Source organism: Roseateles sp. So40a (assembly GCF_048081605.1).
Taxonomy (GTDB): Bacteria; Pseudomonadota; Gammaproteobacteria; order Burkholderiales; family Burkholderiaceae_C; genus Roseateles.
In genome coordinates, this window is the sequence record NZ_CP182288.1 from 5,498,897 (window position 1) to 5,512,914 (window position 14,018).

Consider the following 14,018-nt stretch of genomic DNA (forward strand, 5'->3'; position numbering starts at 1 on the left):
GCTCAGGACGAAGTTTGTGTGGCGACGGTGAAGTGCGGGAAGACGAGGCGCACGCGCAGGCCGGGCTCGGCCGGCGAGAAGCGGAGTTCGCCGCGATGCAGGCCCGCGATCTGGCGCACGATCGCCAGTCCCAGGCCCGAGCCCTTGCGCAGGCTGCCCGGGCGCGCGGTCGAGAAGAAACGCTCGCCCAGCTGCGTGAAGGCCGCGGCGGGCACGCCGGGTCCGTGGTCGCGCAGTTCCAGGAAAGCGATGCCAGCGCCAGCGTCGGCGTCGGCCTCCACGCCGACGGACAGATGGAGCTCGGAGCCCGCCGGTGCGAAGTCGATCGCGTTGGTCAGCAGGTTGCTGATGGCCAGCGCGAGCATCTCGGCATCGGCCTGCAGCGTGACGTCCTCGCGCCGCAGCCATCGCACGCGCAGCGACTGCTGCTCGAGCCGGTCGCCCAGTTGCGCGATCACCTCGTCGGCCGCGTCGACCAGGCCCACCCGGCGCGGGTGTTCGGGCCCGCGCCGCAACTCCAGCGTCGACAGCGCGAGCAGGCGGTCGACCAGCTCGGTCATGCGCTCGCTCTGCGACACGACCTGCGCGGCGAAGCGCTGGCGATCTGCCGCACCGAGGTCATCCTGCAGCAGCTCGCCGGCACCGCGCAGCGCCGCCAGCGGGCTCTTGAGCTCATGCGTCAGCGCCCGGGCCATGTGCTCGAGGCGCTCGCGGCCGTCGAGCCGCTCTCGCATCGCGTCCATCGCCTGCGCCAAGTCGCCGAGCTCGCCGGGGACCTTGGGCGGGGGGCGCCGCTCGCCGAGCTGCACGTCCTGCGCATAACCGCGCAGGCGTCGCACCGTCGTGATCATCCAGGCCGTCACCGCCACGCCGACCGCCAGCGACACCGCCAGCAGCGACAGCCCCGCGATCCAGATGCGGCGCTCGGCGCGGTAGATGATCTGCTGCACCGCGGCCGCCGGCTTGGCGACCGTGACCACGCCGATGGTGCGGCCGTCGGCGCGCACCGGCGCGGCCACATACATGATCGGACTGCCTTGCGCGTCCTTGCCGTTGCCCAGGTCGCCCGCGTTGCCGTAGGGCGTGAGCTGTTCCGGCGAGGTGCGCGCCCCGTATTCGCCGCGCAGCGTGCGCGCGACGTCATTCCAGCCCGAATAGTCCTGGCCCACCGCCGGCGAGGGGCTGGTGTCGAGCACGACCCGGCCATTGGCGTCCGTCACGTAGATGCGGAAGTCCAGCGTGCGCTTGCTCGCGCTGAGGATGCGCGCGTTGATCGGGCGCTCGGCGTACTCCTTGACGCGGCGCGCGAAGGGCGTGCCCACGAGTGTGCCGCCGGGCGGCATCGCCTGCAGCTCGTCGCGCGCGAGCGCGGCCACCAGGTTGGCCGTGTCGACCATCATGTCCTCCATCACCTCGCGCACGCTGGGCTTGAACTCGCCCAGCACGACCCGCAGCAGGATGAAGGCGCTCAGCCCGGCCACGAGGAAGAAGCCGAGGAACAGCCGCAGGCCCAGGCGCATGCGCGCTTACTCCAGCGAGTAGCCCATGCCGCGATGCGTGCGGATGGGATCGAGCTCGGGGCGCACCTGGCGCAGCTTGGCGCGCAGCGTCTTGATGTGCGTGTCCACGGTGCGGTCGCTGCTGTCGGCGTCCATGCCCCAGACGGCGTCCAGCAGGCTGTCGCGGCTGTGGATGCGCCCGGGTGCCTTCAGCAGGCGCAGCAGCAGGCCGAGTTCGCGCCGGGTCAGCGGCAGCAGCTCGCCATGGAAGCGCACGCGCGAGCCCTCGGCCTCGACGACGAAACCGGCGACCGCCGGCGCCGGGGGCTCGGCCGACACCTGCGCGCGGCGCAGCAGCGCCCGCACGCGCGCCACCAGCTCGCGGTTGCTGAACGGCTTGGCCAGGTAGTCGTCGGCGCCCAGCTCCAGGCCCAGCACCTTGTCGGCTTCCTCGCCGCGCGCGCTGAGCATCAATACCGGCAGCCGGGCGTGCGGACCCTGGCGCAGCTCGCGGCACAGGTCCAGGCCGTTGCCGTCGGGCAGCCCGACGTCCAGGATCGCCAGGTCCGGCGCGGTCTCGGCGAGCGCGGCGCGGGCCTCGTGCAGCCAGCCGCAGACGCGCACCCGGTACCCCTCGCGCTCGAGCACGAACCCCACGGTCTGGGCGATGGCGGGGTCGTCCTCGAGCAGCAGCACGGCCGCGGCCGGGCCGCGAGGGGAAACAGTCATCGTCATGGGCGCGATCATCGCGGAGCTTGGGCCAGTCCGCGCAGGTAACGCAGGCCCGCTGCGGCGCGCGGCCCGTACCAGCTGATCAGCTCGCCGTCGACGAGCCTCACCCGGGCGTTGGGGCACAGCGCCTGGGCCTGGGCCAGATGCTCGGGTCCGAAGCGGTAGGGCTCCGAGCTCAGCAGCAGCTCGTCGATGTCGGCGAGCCAGGGCTCGTCGCCGGTCAGCACGGGATATCGCGCCGCGCCGTGCGGGCCGCCCTCGACCGGCGGCCAGCTCATCCAGCCGACCTCGGCCAGCATGCGCGAGATGTAGGTGTCGCGCGCGATGGTCATCCAGGGGTCGCGCCAGATCAGGTAGAGCGCTCGCGGCGCGGAGGCGGACGGAGCGAGGCGTGCGCGGAAGTCCTCGCAGGCGGCGAGTGCGGCGCGAAGTTCGTCGGCGAGCGCTTCGGCGCGGTCACAGAGATCGGGGACAGACGGCAGCGCGGACGGGGCGGTCGAAGGGGAATTCGAGGAATCCCCCAAAGGGGCGATAGGGGCGGGGATGGGTTCAGACCTGACCCCCGAACCGGCGGCAAATTTCGCCACCATGTCGACGATCTGTTGAAAGAGCGACAGGTTGTCGGCCGGCGTGCAGGGGTGGGTCACCACCACTTCGGGTAGGAATTCGCGCAGGGCGTCGACGGTGTCGCGCCGGTTCTCATCGATGTTGACCACCACATGCGAGGGGGCCAGGGCCCTCACCTTGGGGAGGTTCACATCCTTCGTTCCGCCTATCTTTGATATTGCTGATACCGCCGGCGCGGGATGAATGCAAAAACCGGTGCGTCCGACGACCCAGGGGCCCAGTCCGAGGGCGAACAGCAACTCCGTCACCGAGGGCACGAGCGATACGATGCGCAGCTCGCCAGACTTGACGGAGCCCGCTTCATTCATGGGGAATTGGGCGTTTGGCAACACAAAAGGGCGATTTTCAGGAGGGTTCACCCGCATAGTGGAAAACACTGAGCGCGGGCGGCGGGTGTCGGGAGTCCGTTTTGCCCCGTCGGCAAGCCGGAGGTGCGGATTGTTGAACGCCTCCGACACTGCTCCGGGTTTGCTCGCATAAGCTGAAAAACAACAACCGGCTTGACGCGTTGCGAACCGCCAATCCTGTCACACATAATCGGATCGCCTGAATGCAGCGCCTTCGTATGAGTGGTTCACGATGGGTTGAAGCAGCACATTGGGTTATTTGGTTTTGAAAGGGCTTCCCCCATGGGAAACAAGCTATACGTGGGCAACCTCGCTTACAGCGTGCGAGATGAGTCGCTTCAGGAGTCGTTCTCGCAATTCGGTACGGTCATCTCCGCCAAGGTGATGATGGACCGCGAGACCGGCCGTTCCAAGGGCTTCGGCTTTGTGGAAATGTCTACCGACGCGGAGGCGCAAGCCGCCATCGACGGCATGAACGGTCAGCCCCTCGAGGGCCGCGCGATCGTCGTGAACGTGGCTCGTCCGCGTGAAGACCGTCCGGGCGGCGGTGGTGGTTTCGGCGGCGGCGGCCGTAGCGGTGGCGGCGGCGGTTACGGCGGTGGCCGTAGCGGCGGCGGCGGCTACGGTGGTGGCGGCGGCGGCGGTGGTTACGGCGGCGGCGGCGGCCGTAGCGGTGGCGGCGGCGGTTACGGCGGTGGCCGTAGCGGCGGCGGCGGCTACGGTGGCGGCGGCGGTGGTGGCTACGGCGGCGGCGGTGGCGGCAGCTACGGCGGCGGTCGCGGCGGCTACTGAGCCACGGCGGGGTTGATCCCCGCCTCGCAATGAAGAAAGGCGCTCCTCGGAGCGCCTTTTTCGTTGGTGTCGCGGTGGGAGCCGATCAGCTCTCGCCCTGGCGATGCTTGCGCGGGCGACCCGCCAGCAGCCGGTCGAAGACCGCGCCCGGCAGCAGCCGCATCGCGCGGGCGACCACGCCCATCTGCCAGGGAATGAAGCGCACGCGAGCCCCCGCGTCGATCGCCGCGTAGGCCTTGCGCGCGAAGTCTTCGGGCTGCATCAGGAAGGGCATGCTGTAGCGGTTCTCGCGCGTGAGCGGCGTGTCCACGTAGCCCGGCGCGATCGTCACGACCTTCACCCCATCCGGCCGGCATTCGCCGCGCAGGCTCTCGCAGTAGCTGAACACCGCGGCCTTGCTCGAGCAATACGCGCCATGTCCCGGCAAGCCGCGAATGCCCGCGACGCTGGCGATGCCCACCAGCGTGCCGCTGCGTCGCGCGCGCATCGGCGCAACGAAGGGATGGAAGGTCGCGGCCAGTCCGACGTTGTTGGTCGCGTACAGGCGCTGCATGACGGCCAGGTCCTCGTAGATCGCCGTGTCCATGCCGATGCTGATGCCGGCATTGGCGATGACGACGTCGGGCAGGCCTTGCGACGCGATGCACTGCCGGCCGGTGGCCGTGATGGCCTCGATGTCGCTGACGTCGGCGCGGTACACGCGCCAGCGCGCCGGATCGAGCTGCTGGGCCTGCGCCCAGGCGGAGAGCTCCTCGACGCGGCGCGCCACCAGCGCGAGGTGCCAGCCCTCGCGGTAGTACTGGAGCGCGAGCGCCTGCCCGATGCCGCTGGAGGCACCGGTGATGTAGACGAGTCGATTCATGGCTTGCGAGTGGCCGCGGCGGGCGTGGAGGCAGCGTGGGCCGCCGTGGCGGGCTTGGCGACGGCCGGAACGCGGGCGCCGGGTCTCGACGAGAATGTCGCGCGGCCACCGCCGCTGAAGGTCAGCCGGCCGGTTAGCTGGTCGTAGACGAAGCTCTTGACCTGCATCTCGCCGCCCATGCCGACCACCCGCGCCGGCAGGTGAGAGCGGATCTGCTGCTGCGGCACGAAGGCATGCAGGAACTCGCCGTAGAGCTCGAGATCGGGCGTCTTCGCGGGGTCGCCGTCGGGGTAGCGCTTGACCTTCACGTCGCCCAGCAACTGGACCTCGCTGCCGTCGCCGTTGGCCAGGCCGCGCGCGGCGTCGGCCACGAGCAGCTCGCCCTGCTTGCCGTAGGCCCGCAGCTGCGGCGCATCGATCTCCAGCGTGTCGTTGTCGGGGTAATGGCGCATCTCGGTGCCGATGATGCGACCCGTGAGCCGGCCGTCGCTGCTGAAGCGCTCGACCTCGAAGCCATTCATCCGGTAGTCCGGCTCATGCTTGGGCGCGGCTTTCTCGCGCGGCGCCTCGAGCTGCGGCGTGTTCTTGATCAGCCACCAGGTGAAGCCCGCGAGCATCGCCATCAACAGCAGCGGCACGTAGCTCGCGAGCATCGATTGCAGGCGCCACAGCAGGGGCTGGGCGCGGCGGCGCACGCCGACCGGCGGCGGAACGAGCGCCGCCATCAGGCGCCGCTCCCGTCCAGCGTCTCGAGGTGGCCGTGCAGCAGCCGCGCGTACTGGCCGGCCGCCATCAGCAGCAGGTCGCAGAACTCGCGCGCCGCGCCGTGGCCGCCGGCGGCCGCGGTCACGTGGTGCGCCACGGCCTTGACCTCGGCATGCGCCTGCGCCGGGGCACAGGCGAAGCCGGCGCGCACCATCAACGGCAGGTCGGGCCAGTCGTCGCCGATCGCGGCGACCTCGTCCCAGTGCAGGCCCAGTTGATCGAGCAGCGGCTGCGCCGCGGCCAGCTTGTTCTTCGCGCCGTAGACGGCGTGCGGCAGGCCGAGATCGGCCACCCGGCGCCGCACCGCCGGTGAGTCCCGGCCCGTGATCACGATGGGCACGATGCCGCCCTGTGCCAGCAGCTTCATGCCGTGGCCGTCCAGCGTGGCGAAGGCCTTGATCATCTCGCCCGCTTCGCTCAGGTAGATGCGGCCGTCGGTCAGCACGCCGTCGACGTCGAAGATCGCGGCCTTGAGGCCGAGCGCCGGCCCCTGCGCCTTCAGCAGCAGTTCGGGCGGAAAGGACAGCGCTGGTTTCAGTTCGCGCACCACGGCCGGCATGGCCGCCGCGGCGCCGCTGGGGGTGTAGGAAGGCGTGCCGCTCATCAGATCACCTTCGCGCGCATCAGGTCGTTGATGCTGATCGCGCCGACCAGACGCTGCGCGTCGTCGACAGCCAGGACCAGCGTGATGCGCGCCTGCTCCATCAGGTCGGCCGCGTCGACGGCCAGCGCGTCGGCGGAGACCGTGCGCGGATTCGCATGCATCACCTGGGCGGCGGTCAGGCCGCGCAGGTCGGTGCCGCGCTCGATCAGGCGGCGCAGGTCGCCGTCGGTGAAGATCCCGCCGACGCCGCCTTCCGCGTCGGTCAGCACCGCGCAGCCCAGGCCCTTGTCGGACATCACCCGCATCATGTCCAGCAGCGGCAGGTCCGCGGCCACGCGCGGCAACGCGTCGCCGCTGCGCATCAGGTCGCGCACATGCGTGAGCAGCCGGCGGCCCAGCGAGCCGCCCGGATGCGAGCGCGCGAAGTCCTCGGCGCGGAAGCCGCGCGCGTCCAGCAGCGACACCGCCAGCGCGTCACCCAGCGCGATCTGCGCGGTGGTGCTCGCCGTCGGCGCGAGGTTCAACGGGCAGGCTTCCTGCGCGACGCGCGAGTCCAGCACGAAATCCGAGTGACGGGCCAGCGACGATGACAGGCCGCCGGTCATGCCGATCAGCGTCACGCCCAGCCGCTTGAGCACCGGGATGATGGCGTTGAGCTCGTCGCTCTCGCCGGAGTTGGACAGCGCCAGCACGATGTCCGCGGGCGTGACCATGCCCAGGTCGCCATGGCTGGCCTCGCCGGGATGCACGAAGAAGGCCGGCGTGCCGGTGGAGGCGAGCGTGGCGGCGATCTTGCGGCCCACATGGCCGCTCTTGCCCATGCCCATCACGACGACGCGCCCCTGGCAGTCCAGGATCTTGTGGATGACCTGGACGAAGGCGTCGCCCAGGCGGGGACCGAGCGCGAGCAGCGCGTCGGCCTCGACCTGCAGGGCCTGCCGCGCGACGTCGAGCACACGGGAATGGGTAAGGGCGGCGTGAGTCGTCATAAGGGCGAAAGTGTAGCCGCCGGGGTCGATTCAGTCCGGCGCCGGACCCAGTCGCATCGCCACGCAGAAGCCCGCCGCCATCGGCGGCAGACGCAGGTCGCCGCCGTGCGCGCGAGCCACCAGGTCGGCCATCATGAGCCCCAGTCCCATGCGGCCTTCGTACTGCTGCCGCTCCAGCGCGTCATTGAGGTCCACGCGCTGCCAGTCGGCCACGCCGTCACCGTTGTCCCGCAGCTCGATCAGCCGGCCGCCGTCAGGTTGCGCCGTCAGCGCCAATGTGATGCGCGACGCGCCATGCCGGAACGCGTTGTCGATCAGGTTGAGGAGCGCCGCGGCGAGCAGGTCGGGGTCGGCATCGATGCCGTCCTGATCCTCGGGCAGGTCCAGCGCCAGGCCGTCTGGCAGCGGCAGCAGCGAGACCAGCTCGATCAGGTCGATGCGCTGCCAATGCAGGCTCATGCCGGTGCGGAACAGCGTGAGCAGCGCGGTGACCACGCGGCGCAGCCGATCCGCCGCCTCGCGCGTGCGCTGCAGGCGGCCGCGCGCCTCGGGCGGCGCCTCGCGCAAGGCCATCGCGAGTTGCGCGTCCATGCCCGCCAACGGCGTTCTCAGCGCATGCGCGGCGTGCGCGCTGAACGCGCGCTCGTTGGCCACGCGCTGCGCCAGGCGCTGACCCAGGTCCAGCACCGCGCCGCGGATCTCGGCCAGCTCGCGCCGATGCTGCTCGGGCAGCAGCTGGCGGGTGTCCAGCGGGTCGTAGTGGGCAACCGCGCCGGCCAGCTCAGCCAGCGGCGCGAGCTCGGCGCGCGCCCGGCTGGTCATCCACAACATGCACAGGCCGCCCACCAGCAGCGCCGACAACGCGCTCGCCAGCCCGACGCGGCTGCGAACCTCCTTCCGCTCGGCGCTGGTCTGCGCCACCATCAGCCAGCACTGGCCCGCCGGCGTGGGGATCGAGCGCACATGCACGCGCCAGTCGTCGCCGTCGCTGCCGTCGTCGACCCAGTCGCTGAAGCCGGGCGGCAGCTTCCAGGCCTTGACCGGCGCCAGCGGCGAGCGGTGCAGCAGCTCGCCGCGCGGGCTGACGAGCTGCCAGGCGAAATGGGTGCTCAGGTCGTCGCTGTCGGCGATCTCCGCCGGCATCGCGCTGCCCTGGCGCAGCAGCTGGCCCAGCACCTGCGAGGACGCCTGCAGGGTCTCGTCGAGCAGCTCGTCGACCTCCTCCTGCACGACGAGCCACACGCTCACGCCGGCCAGCACCGCCCAGAAGGCGGAGATCAGCAGCAGCTGGCGCGCCAGCCGCCCGGCGATGGTGGGGCGGCGCGGTCCGGGAGCCGCCGTACTCACGCGGCCTCCGGACCGAGCCGATATCCCAGTCCGCGCACGGTCTCGATGAGCTCGCGCCCGAGCTTGCGGCGCAGGCTGGACACGTGGACCTCGAGCGCGTTGCTGAGCACCTCGGCGTCATCGCCCAGGACCTGCAGCTCGAGGTCGCGCTTGGGATAGAGCCGTCCGGCGCGTTGCGCCAACGCCTCCAGCACGGCCCACTCGCGCGCGGTGAGCTCCACCGGATGACCCGCGCGCGACGCGCGCTTGGCCGCGAGGTCCAGCACGACATCGCCATGGCGGCGCTGGGAACTGCTGGCGCCGACATGGCGGCGGCTGACCGCGCGCAGCCGGGCCGCGAGTTCCTCCGGCGCGAAGGGCTTGACCAGGTAGTCGTCGGCGCCGCCATCCAGACCCTGCAGCCGGTCGGCGAGCAGGTCACGCGCGGTCAGCATCAGCGCCGGCGTCGACACGCCGCGCTGGCGCAGGCCGCGCAGCCAATCCAGGCCGGAGCCGTCGGGCAACTGCCAGTCGACCAGCAGCGCGTCGAATTCCTCGTGCTGCCGGGGCAGCACGTCCGACAGCCGCCGCGCCCAGGTGACCTGATGGCCCTCGGCGCGCAGGAAGTCGCGCAGACCCTCGCCCAGCAGTTCGTCGTCCTCGAGCAGCAGCAGTCGCATGGAATCTCTTGGGGCCCCGAGGGCCGGTTCGTCGAGCCGAAGGATGGTACCGGCACCCTTGACTCGTGCCGGGCGCTGGACGGCGTGTGAATGGACGTGAGAAGCGCCCGCGCGCTTCAGCCGGGCTTCAGCTTAGCTTCAGGAGGACTTCAGCGCCAAGGCGCCCACTGCGCGTCGTGAAGCCGAACCCCCTCTCCTCGCTGACGTCTTCCTTGTCCTCCTCCCTCTCGCCGACCCTTTCGGTGGGGGGCGGTGCCGCGTCGACGTCCACGCTTTCGCCCGCGTTGTCGCCCGTCGGGGCGATGTCGCTGCCCGACCTGCGCCGAGGCTGGATCCTCGCGCTGGCGGGCCTGGCGGCCTTGCTGTCGTGGGATGCCGCGGGCTGGGACCTCGCCGTGGTGCGGCTGTTCGGGGATTTGCACGGCTTCGCGCTGCGCGACCACTGGCTGACCTCCGGCCTGATGCATCAGGGCGGGCGCTGGCTGGCCACCGGGCTGGCCGTGATGCTGCTGATCAACGCGGTGCGTCCGCTGTGGCCCGGCCTGACCCGGCGCGAGCGCTGGGGCGCCGTGGCGCTGACGGCGGTGAGCCTGACCGTGATTCCACTGCTCAAGCAAGGCAGCACGACGAGTTGCCCCTGGGACCTGGCCGAGTTCGGCGGGGTCGCGCATTACGTGTCGCACTGGAGTTTCGGCGTGCGCGACGGCGGCCCGGGTCATTGCTTCCCGTCCGGCCATGCGAGCTCCGCGTTCGCGTTCTTCAGCCTGTTCTTCATGCTGCGCCGGGCGTATCCGACGCAGGCCCGCCTGGCGCTGGGCGCGGTGGTCGTGCTGGGCGTGATGTATGGCGTCGCGCAGATGGCGCGCGGCGCGCATTACCCCAGCCACACGATGTGGACCGCCTGGATCTGCTGGACGCTCGCGATGGTCGCGTCCCCGTGGATGCGCCCGCGCTCGCGCTGAGGCGTCCGCGAGACGTCCGCGAGGCGTCCGTCACCCCCAATGAAAATCGGGCCCCGAGGGGCCCGATGTGCTTTGCCGATCGTGCTTGATCGGCTGGTAACCGCACGAAACCCGAGGGGCTTCGCGCGGTGTCCCGAACCGTGGATCAGGGGTACAGGCCGCGCTCCTCGCGCGCTTCCAGCACCCGCGTGCAGGCCACGGTGAAGGCCGCCGTGCGCAGCGGGATCTTGTGCTGCTCGGCCGTGTCCCAGATGCCCTTGAACGCGCCGACCAGGATCTTGTCCAGACGGACGTTGATCTCGTCCTCGGTCCAGAAGAAGGACGAGAAGTCCTGCACCCATTCGAAATAGGACACCGTCACGCCGCCCGCGTTGGCGATCACGTCGGGGACGACGATGATGCCGCGGTCCGCCAGCATGGCGTCGCCGTCCGGCGTCGTCGGGCCGTTGGCGCCTTCCAGCACCAGGCGGGTCTGGACGCGCTTGGCGCGCTCACCCGACAGCTGGCCTTCCAGCGCGGCCGGGATCAGCACGTCGGACTTCACGTCCCAGAAGTTCTCGTTGTCGATGCGGTCGGCACCCTTGAAGCCGCCGACGCCGCCGGTGTGGGCGACGTGTTCCAGCAGCGAGCCCATGTCCAGGCCGTTCTCGTTCAGGATGGTGCCGGTGTGGTCCTGCACGGCGACGACCTTGGCGCCGTTGGCGCAGAACATCTTGGCCGCGACCGAGCCCACGTTGCCGAAGCCCTGCACCGCGACGCGGGCGCCTTCCATGTTGATGTTCAGACGGCGCATCGCCTCGCGACCGACGACGAACACGCCGCGGCCGGTGGCGGCCACGCGGCCCAGCGAGCCGCCCAGCGCGATGGGCTTGCCCGTGACGACGCCCGTGGCGGTGGCGCCGACGTTCATCGAGTACGTGTCCATCATCCAGGCCATGATCTGGCCGTTGGTGTTCACGTCAGGCGCGGGGATGTCCTGCGTGGGGCCGATGATCATGCCGATCTCGCTGGTGTAGCGGCGGGTGATCTTCTCCAGCTCCTTCATGGACACCGTCTTGGGGTCCAGGCGGATGCCGCCCTTGGCGCCGCCGTAGGGCAGGTTGACGGCGGCGTTCTTGACCGTCATCCAGGCCGACAGCGCCATCACTTCTTCCAGCGTGACGTCGGGGTGGTAGCGCACGCCGCCCTTGCCGGGGCCGCGGGTCAGCGAGTGCTGCACGCGATAGCCCTCGAAGTGGGCGATGGTGCCGTTGTCCAGTTCGATGGGGATGTCCACGATCAGCGCGCGCTTGGGCCGGCGCAGCGTTTCCACCCAGCGTGCCAGCTTGCCCAGGTAGGGCTCGACGGCGTCGATCTGGGACAGGTAGGTGCCCCAGGGACTGTTGCGCGTGGGGGAAACGAAAGACAGGTTGGGCATGAAATGCTCCGTAACTTTTCGGTGGCGCGAACGGTACCCCGAAGCCCTGACCGTCCGCCACGTCCGGCAAAGCCGAGTGCACATGCGGGCATGCGCCCCGTGCATAAGGCGGGTAGTTTGCGCCTGTCACGTGACCTAAGCCAAGCCCCCGATGGGCGAGACCGGGTTCCCCCGCACGTGGGCCCCGCCTCGCTCCGGAGGGGGCGCTCCGGGCGCGCGGTTGCGCAAACCCCACTGCGCCCCGGCCTGCCGGCACGCGCCGGCCAGTACTATCGCCGGCATGCTTTCCGCGCTGGACCTGACCCTCATCTACCTGATCGCCGCCGTGCTCGGCGTGGTGGTCTGCCGTTCGCTGAAGCTGCCGCCGATCCTGGGCTACCTGGTGGTGGGCGTGCTGATCGGGCCCAACGCGCTGGCGCTGGCCAGCGACGTCCCCGGGGTGCAGCACCTGGCCGAGTTCGGCGTCGTCTTCCTGATGTTCGCGATCGGTCTGGAGTTCAACCTGCCCAAGCTGCACAGCATGCGGTCCATGGTGTTCGGGCTGGGACTGCTGCAGGTCGTGGTGACCATCGGAGGCACGATGGCGGGCAACGTCTTCCTGCGCTGGCTGTTCGGCGTGATGGGCTGGCCCTGGGACCTGGGCTGGCAGGGCTCGCTGGTGCTGGGCGCGGCGATGGCGATGAGCTCCACCGCGATCGTCGTGAAGCTGATGGCCGAGCGGCTGGAGCTGGAGAGCGAGCATGGCCGGCGCGTGATCGGCGTGCTGCTGTTCCAGGATCTGGCCGTGGTGCCGCTGCTGGTGCTGATCCCGGCGCTGGGCGGCAGCGGCACGCAGATGATCGAATCGCTGGGCTGGGCGGGTCTGAAGGCCGTGGTGCTGCTGGTGCTGTTGCTGACCGGCGGCCAGCACGTGATGCGGCGCTGGCTGACGCTGGTGGCCCGGCGCAAGAGCCAGGAGCTCTTCATGCTGAACCTGCTGCTCGTCACGCTGGGCCTGGCCTGGCTGACCGAGCACGCCGGCCTGTCGCTGGCGCTGGGGGCGTTCGTGGCCGGGATGCTGATCGCGGAGACGGAATACAAGCATCAGGTGGAGCTGGACATCCGGCCCTTCCACGACGTGCTGCTCGGGCTGTTCTTCATCACCATCGGCATGCGGCTGGACTGGCAGACGCTGGTCTATCAATGGCCGCTGGTGATCATCCTGACGCTGGTGCCGACGATGGCGAAGTTCGTGCTCGTGGCGGGGCTGGCCAAGCTCTTCCGCGCGCCGACCGGGGTGGCCCTGCGCACGGGCCTGTACCTGGCGCAGGCCGGTGAATTCGGATTCGTGCTGCTGACGCTGGGCGCGCAGCACAACCTGATCGCCGCGCAGTGGGTGAGCCCGGTGCTGGCGGCGATGGTGCTGTCGATGCTGATGACGCCGCTGATCATCGAACACAGCAACCGCATCGTGATGAAGCTGTCGGCCAGCGACTGGCTGCTGCAGTCGGTGCAGTTGACGACGATCGCCAAGAAGTCGATCAAGACCGACGCGCACGTGATCATCTGCGGCTATGGCCGCAGCGGGCAGAACCTGGCCACGCTGCTGGAGGCCGAGCACATCCCCTACATGGCGCTGGACCTGGATCCCGATCGCGTGCGGCAGGCCGCGGCGGCCGGCAAGAGCGTGGTCTTCGGCGACGCCGCGCGGCTGCCCAGCCTGATGGCGGCCGGCCTGACGCGGGCCAGCGCGGTGGTCATCTCGTACCACGACACGGCGTCCGCGCTGAAGGTGCTGCACGAGGTGCGCGGACATGCGCCGCATGTGCCGGTGGTGGTCCGCACGATCGACGACACCGACCTCGAGAAGCTGCGCGCCGCCGGCGCGACCGAGGTCGTGCCCGAGGCGATCGAGGGCTCGCTGATGCTGGCCAGCCACGCGCTGGCGCTGGTCGGTGTGCCGATGCGCCGGGTGCTGCGCATCGCGCGCGATGCGCGGGACCGTCGCTACGGGCTGCTGCGCGGGTATTTCCACGGCGCGGATGACGACACCGCGGAAGAGCGCGATCAGGCGCGGCTGCAGTCGATCAGCCTGCCGCTGGCGAGCATCCTCGAAGGCCGCACGCTGGCGGACATCGGCGTCGCGACCTGGGGCGTGAGCGTGGTGTCGGTGCGCCGGCCCAACGGCGCGGTCAGAGAGGCCAGCGACGACCTCGTGCTGCAGGGCGGCGACACGCTGGTGGTCTCGGGCACCCCCGAGGCGCTAGCGCGCGCGGAACACGGGCTGCTGGTGGGCTGATCCCTCTTCCTCCCCTCGCCCGCGGAGCGGGAGAGGGGTGGGGGTGAGGGCTCGTATGAGGGCACGGTGCCCTTCGAAGAGCCCTCACCCCCCGCCCTCTCCCGCTTCGCGGGCGAGGGAGCCAAAGGGTCTCCAATC

The 14,018-nt window shown here is 70.5% G+C and carries 13 protein-coding genes; 3 read left to right on the forward strand and 10 right to left on the reverse strand.

The features are described from left to right. Positions 1–2: 2 nt before the first annotated feature. From creC to ACNI65_RS25055, 3 genes are read right to left on the reverse strand one after another with little or no spacing between them, the layout of a single operon-like run. Positions 3–1,520 carry a two-component system sensor histidine kinase CreC gene (gene creC / locus ACNI65_RS25045; protein WP_416760222.1) on the reverse strand — a complete coding sequence of 506 codons (1,518 nt, stop codon included), beginning with the start codon at positions 1,518–1,520 and terminating at the stop codon, positions 3–5. A gap of 6 nt (positions 1,521–1,526) precedes the next feature. Continuing rightward, positions 1,527–2,228 carry a two-component system response regulator CreB gene (creB, locus tag ACNI65_RS25050; protein WP_416760224.1) on the reverse strand — a complete coding sequence of 234 codons (702 nt, stop codon included), beginning with the start codon at positions 2,226–2,228 and terminating at the stop codon, positions 1,527–1,529. 14 nt (positions 2,229–2,242) lie between these two features. Next, the gene (locus ACNI65_RS25055; protein ID WP_416760226.1) at positions 2,243–3,166 is read right to left on the reverse strand and encodes a helical backbone metal receptor; all 924 of its coding nucleotides are present in this window, start codon (positions 3,164–3,166) and stop codon (positions 2,243–2,245) included. A 321-nt stretch (positions 3,167–3,487) separates the two neighbouring features. Between ACNI65_RS25055 and ACNI65_RS25060 the strand changes: the two genes are divergently transcribed. Then, positions 3,488–3,997, forward strand: a complete 510-nt coding sequence (locus ACNI65_RS25060) for an RNA recognition motif domain-containing protein (protein WP_416760228.1) — start codon at positions 3,488–3,490, stop codon at positions 3,995–3,997. 85 nt (positions 3,998–4,082) lie between these two features. Here ACNI65_RS25060 and ACNI65_RS25065 read toward each other — a convergent pair whose 3' ends face one another. Genes ACNI65_RS25065 through ACNI65_RS25090 form a run of 6 tightly spaced genes read right to left on the reverse strand, consistent with a single transcriptional unit; the run spans position 4,083 to position 9,223 of the window. Then, positions 4,083–4,859 carry an SDR family oxidoreductase gene (locus ACNI65_RS25065; RefSeq protein WP_416760229.1) on the reverse strand — a complete coding sequence of 259 codons (777 nt, stop codon included), beginning with the start codon at positions 4,857–4,859 and terminating at the stop codon, positions 4,083–4,085. Continuing rightward, positions 4,856–5,584: an LPS export ABC transporter periplasmic protein LptC gene (gene lptC / locus ACNI65_RS25070; protein ID WP_416760231.1), complete on the reverse strand. Its 729-nt coding sequence runs from the start codon at positions 5,582–5,584 to the stop codon at positions 4,856–4,858. Before lptC ends, ACNI65_RS25065 begins: the two co-directional genes overlap by 4 nt. Continuing rightward, positions 5,584–6,183: a KdsC family phosphatase gene (locus ACNI65_RS25075; protein ID WP_416763702.1), complete on the reverse strand. Its 600-nt coding sequence runs from the start codon at positions 6,181–6,183 to the stop codon at positions 5,584–5,586. The genes lptC and ACNI65_RS25075 overlap by 1 nt, the downstream gene beginning before the upstream one ends. Positions 6,184–6,227: 44 nt before the next feature. Next, positions 6,228–7,217 (reverse strand): KpsF/GutQ family sugar-phosphate isomerase, encoded by a 990-nt coding sequence (locus ACNI65_RS25080; RefSeq protein WP_416760232.1) that lies wholly within the window; start codon positions 7,215–7,217, stop codon positions 6,228–6,230. Between the two features lie 30 nt (positions 7,218–7,247). Further along, positions 7,248–8,564 carry a sensor histidine kinase gene (locus tag ACNI65_RS25085; RefSeq protein WP_416760233.1) on the reverse strand — a complete coding sequence of 439 codons (1,317 nt, stop codon included), beginning with the start codon at positions 8,562–8,564 and terminating at the stop codon, positions 7,248–7,250. After that, entirely contained in the window at positions 8,561–9,223 is a 663-nt protein-coding gene (locus tag ACNI65_RS25090; protein ID WP_416760234.1) for a response regulator transcription factor, read from the reverse strand. Before ACNI65_RS25090 ends, ACNI65_RS25085 begins: the two co-directional genes overlap by 4 nt. Before the next feature lie 212 nt (positions 9,224–9,435). Here ACNI65_RS25090 and ACNI65_RS25095 point away from each other — a divergent pair, with 212 nt between their 5' ends. After that, positions 9,436–10,185 (forward strand): phosphatase PAP2 family protein, encoded by a 750-nt coding sequence (locus tag ACNI65_RS25095; RefSeq protein ID WP_416760235.1) that lies wholly within the window; start codon positions 9,436–9,438, stop codon positions 10,183–10,185. A gap of 145 nt (positions 10,186–10,330) precedes the next feature. Here ACNI65_RS25095 and ACNI65_RS25100 read toward each other — a convergent pair whose 3' ends face one another. Next, positions 10,331–11,602 (reverse strand): Glu/Leu/Phe/Val family dehydrogenase, encoded by a 1,272-nt coding sequence (locus ACNI65_RS25100; protein ID WP_416760237.1) that lies wholly within the window; start codon positions 11,600–11,602, stop codon positions 10,331–10,333. Between the two features lie 280 nt (positions 11,603–11,882). Between ACNI65_RS25100 and ACNI65_RS25105 the strand changes: the two genes are divergently transcribed. Beyond that, a complete protein-coding gene (locus ACNI65_RS25105) occupies positions 11,883–13,880 on the forward strand; it encodes a cation:proton antiporter (protein ID WP_416760238.1) in 1,998 nt (665 codons plus the stop codon). Positions 13,881–14,018: the final 138 nt, after the last annotated feature.

Coding starts and splice junctions, on each gene's coding strand:
- creC (WP_416760222.1), bottom strand. CDS start 1,520: ATGCGCCTGGGCCTGCGGCTGTTCCTCGGCTTCTTCCTCGTGGCCGGG.
- creB (WP_416760224.1), bottom strand. CDS start 2,228: ATGACTGTTTCCCCTCGCGGCCCGGCCGCGGCCGTGCTGCTGCTCGAG.
- ACNI65_RS25055 (WP_416760226.1), bottom strand. CDS start 3,166: ATGAATGAAGCGGGCTCCGTCAAGTCTGGCGAGCTGCGCATCGTATCG.
- ACNI65_RS25060 (WP_416760228.1), top strand. CDS start 3,488: ATGGGAAACAAGCTATACGTGGGCAACCTCGCTTACAGCGTGCGAGAT.
- ACNI65_RS25065 (WP_416760229.1), bottom strand. CDS start 4,859: ATGAATCGACTCGTCTACATCACCGGTGCCTCCAGCGGCATCGGGCAG.
- lptC (WP_416760231.1), bottom strand. CDS start 5,584: ATGGCGGCGCTCGTTCCGCCGCCGGTCGGCGTGCGCCGCCGCGCCCAG.
- ACNI65_RS25075 (WP_416763702.1), bottom strand. CDS start 6,183: ATGCCGGCCGTGGTGCGCGAACTGAAACCAGCGCTGTCCTTTCCGCCC.
- ACNI65_RS25080 (WP_416760232.1), bottom strand. CDS start 7,217: ATGACGACTCACGCCGCCCTTACCCATTCCCGTGTGCTCGACGTCGCG.
- ACNI65_RS25090 (WP_416760234.1), bottom strand. CDS start 9,223: ATGCGACTGCTGCTGCTCGAGGACGACGAACTGCTGGGCGAGGGTCTG.
- ACNI65_RS25100 (WP_416760237.1), bottom strand. CDS start 11,602: ATGCCCAACCTGTCTTTCGTTTCCCCCACGCGCAACAGTCCCTGGGGC.
- ACNI65_RS25105 (WP_416760238.1), top strand. CDS start 11,883: ATGCTTTCCGCGCTGGACCTGACCCTCATCTACCTGATCGCCGCCGTG.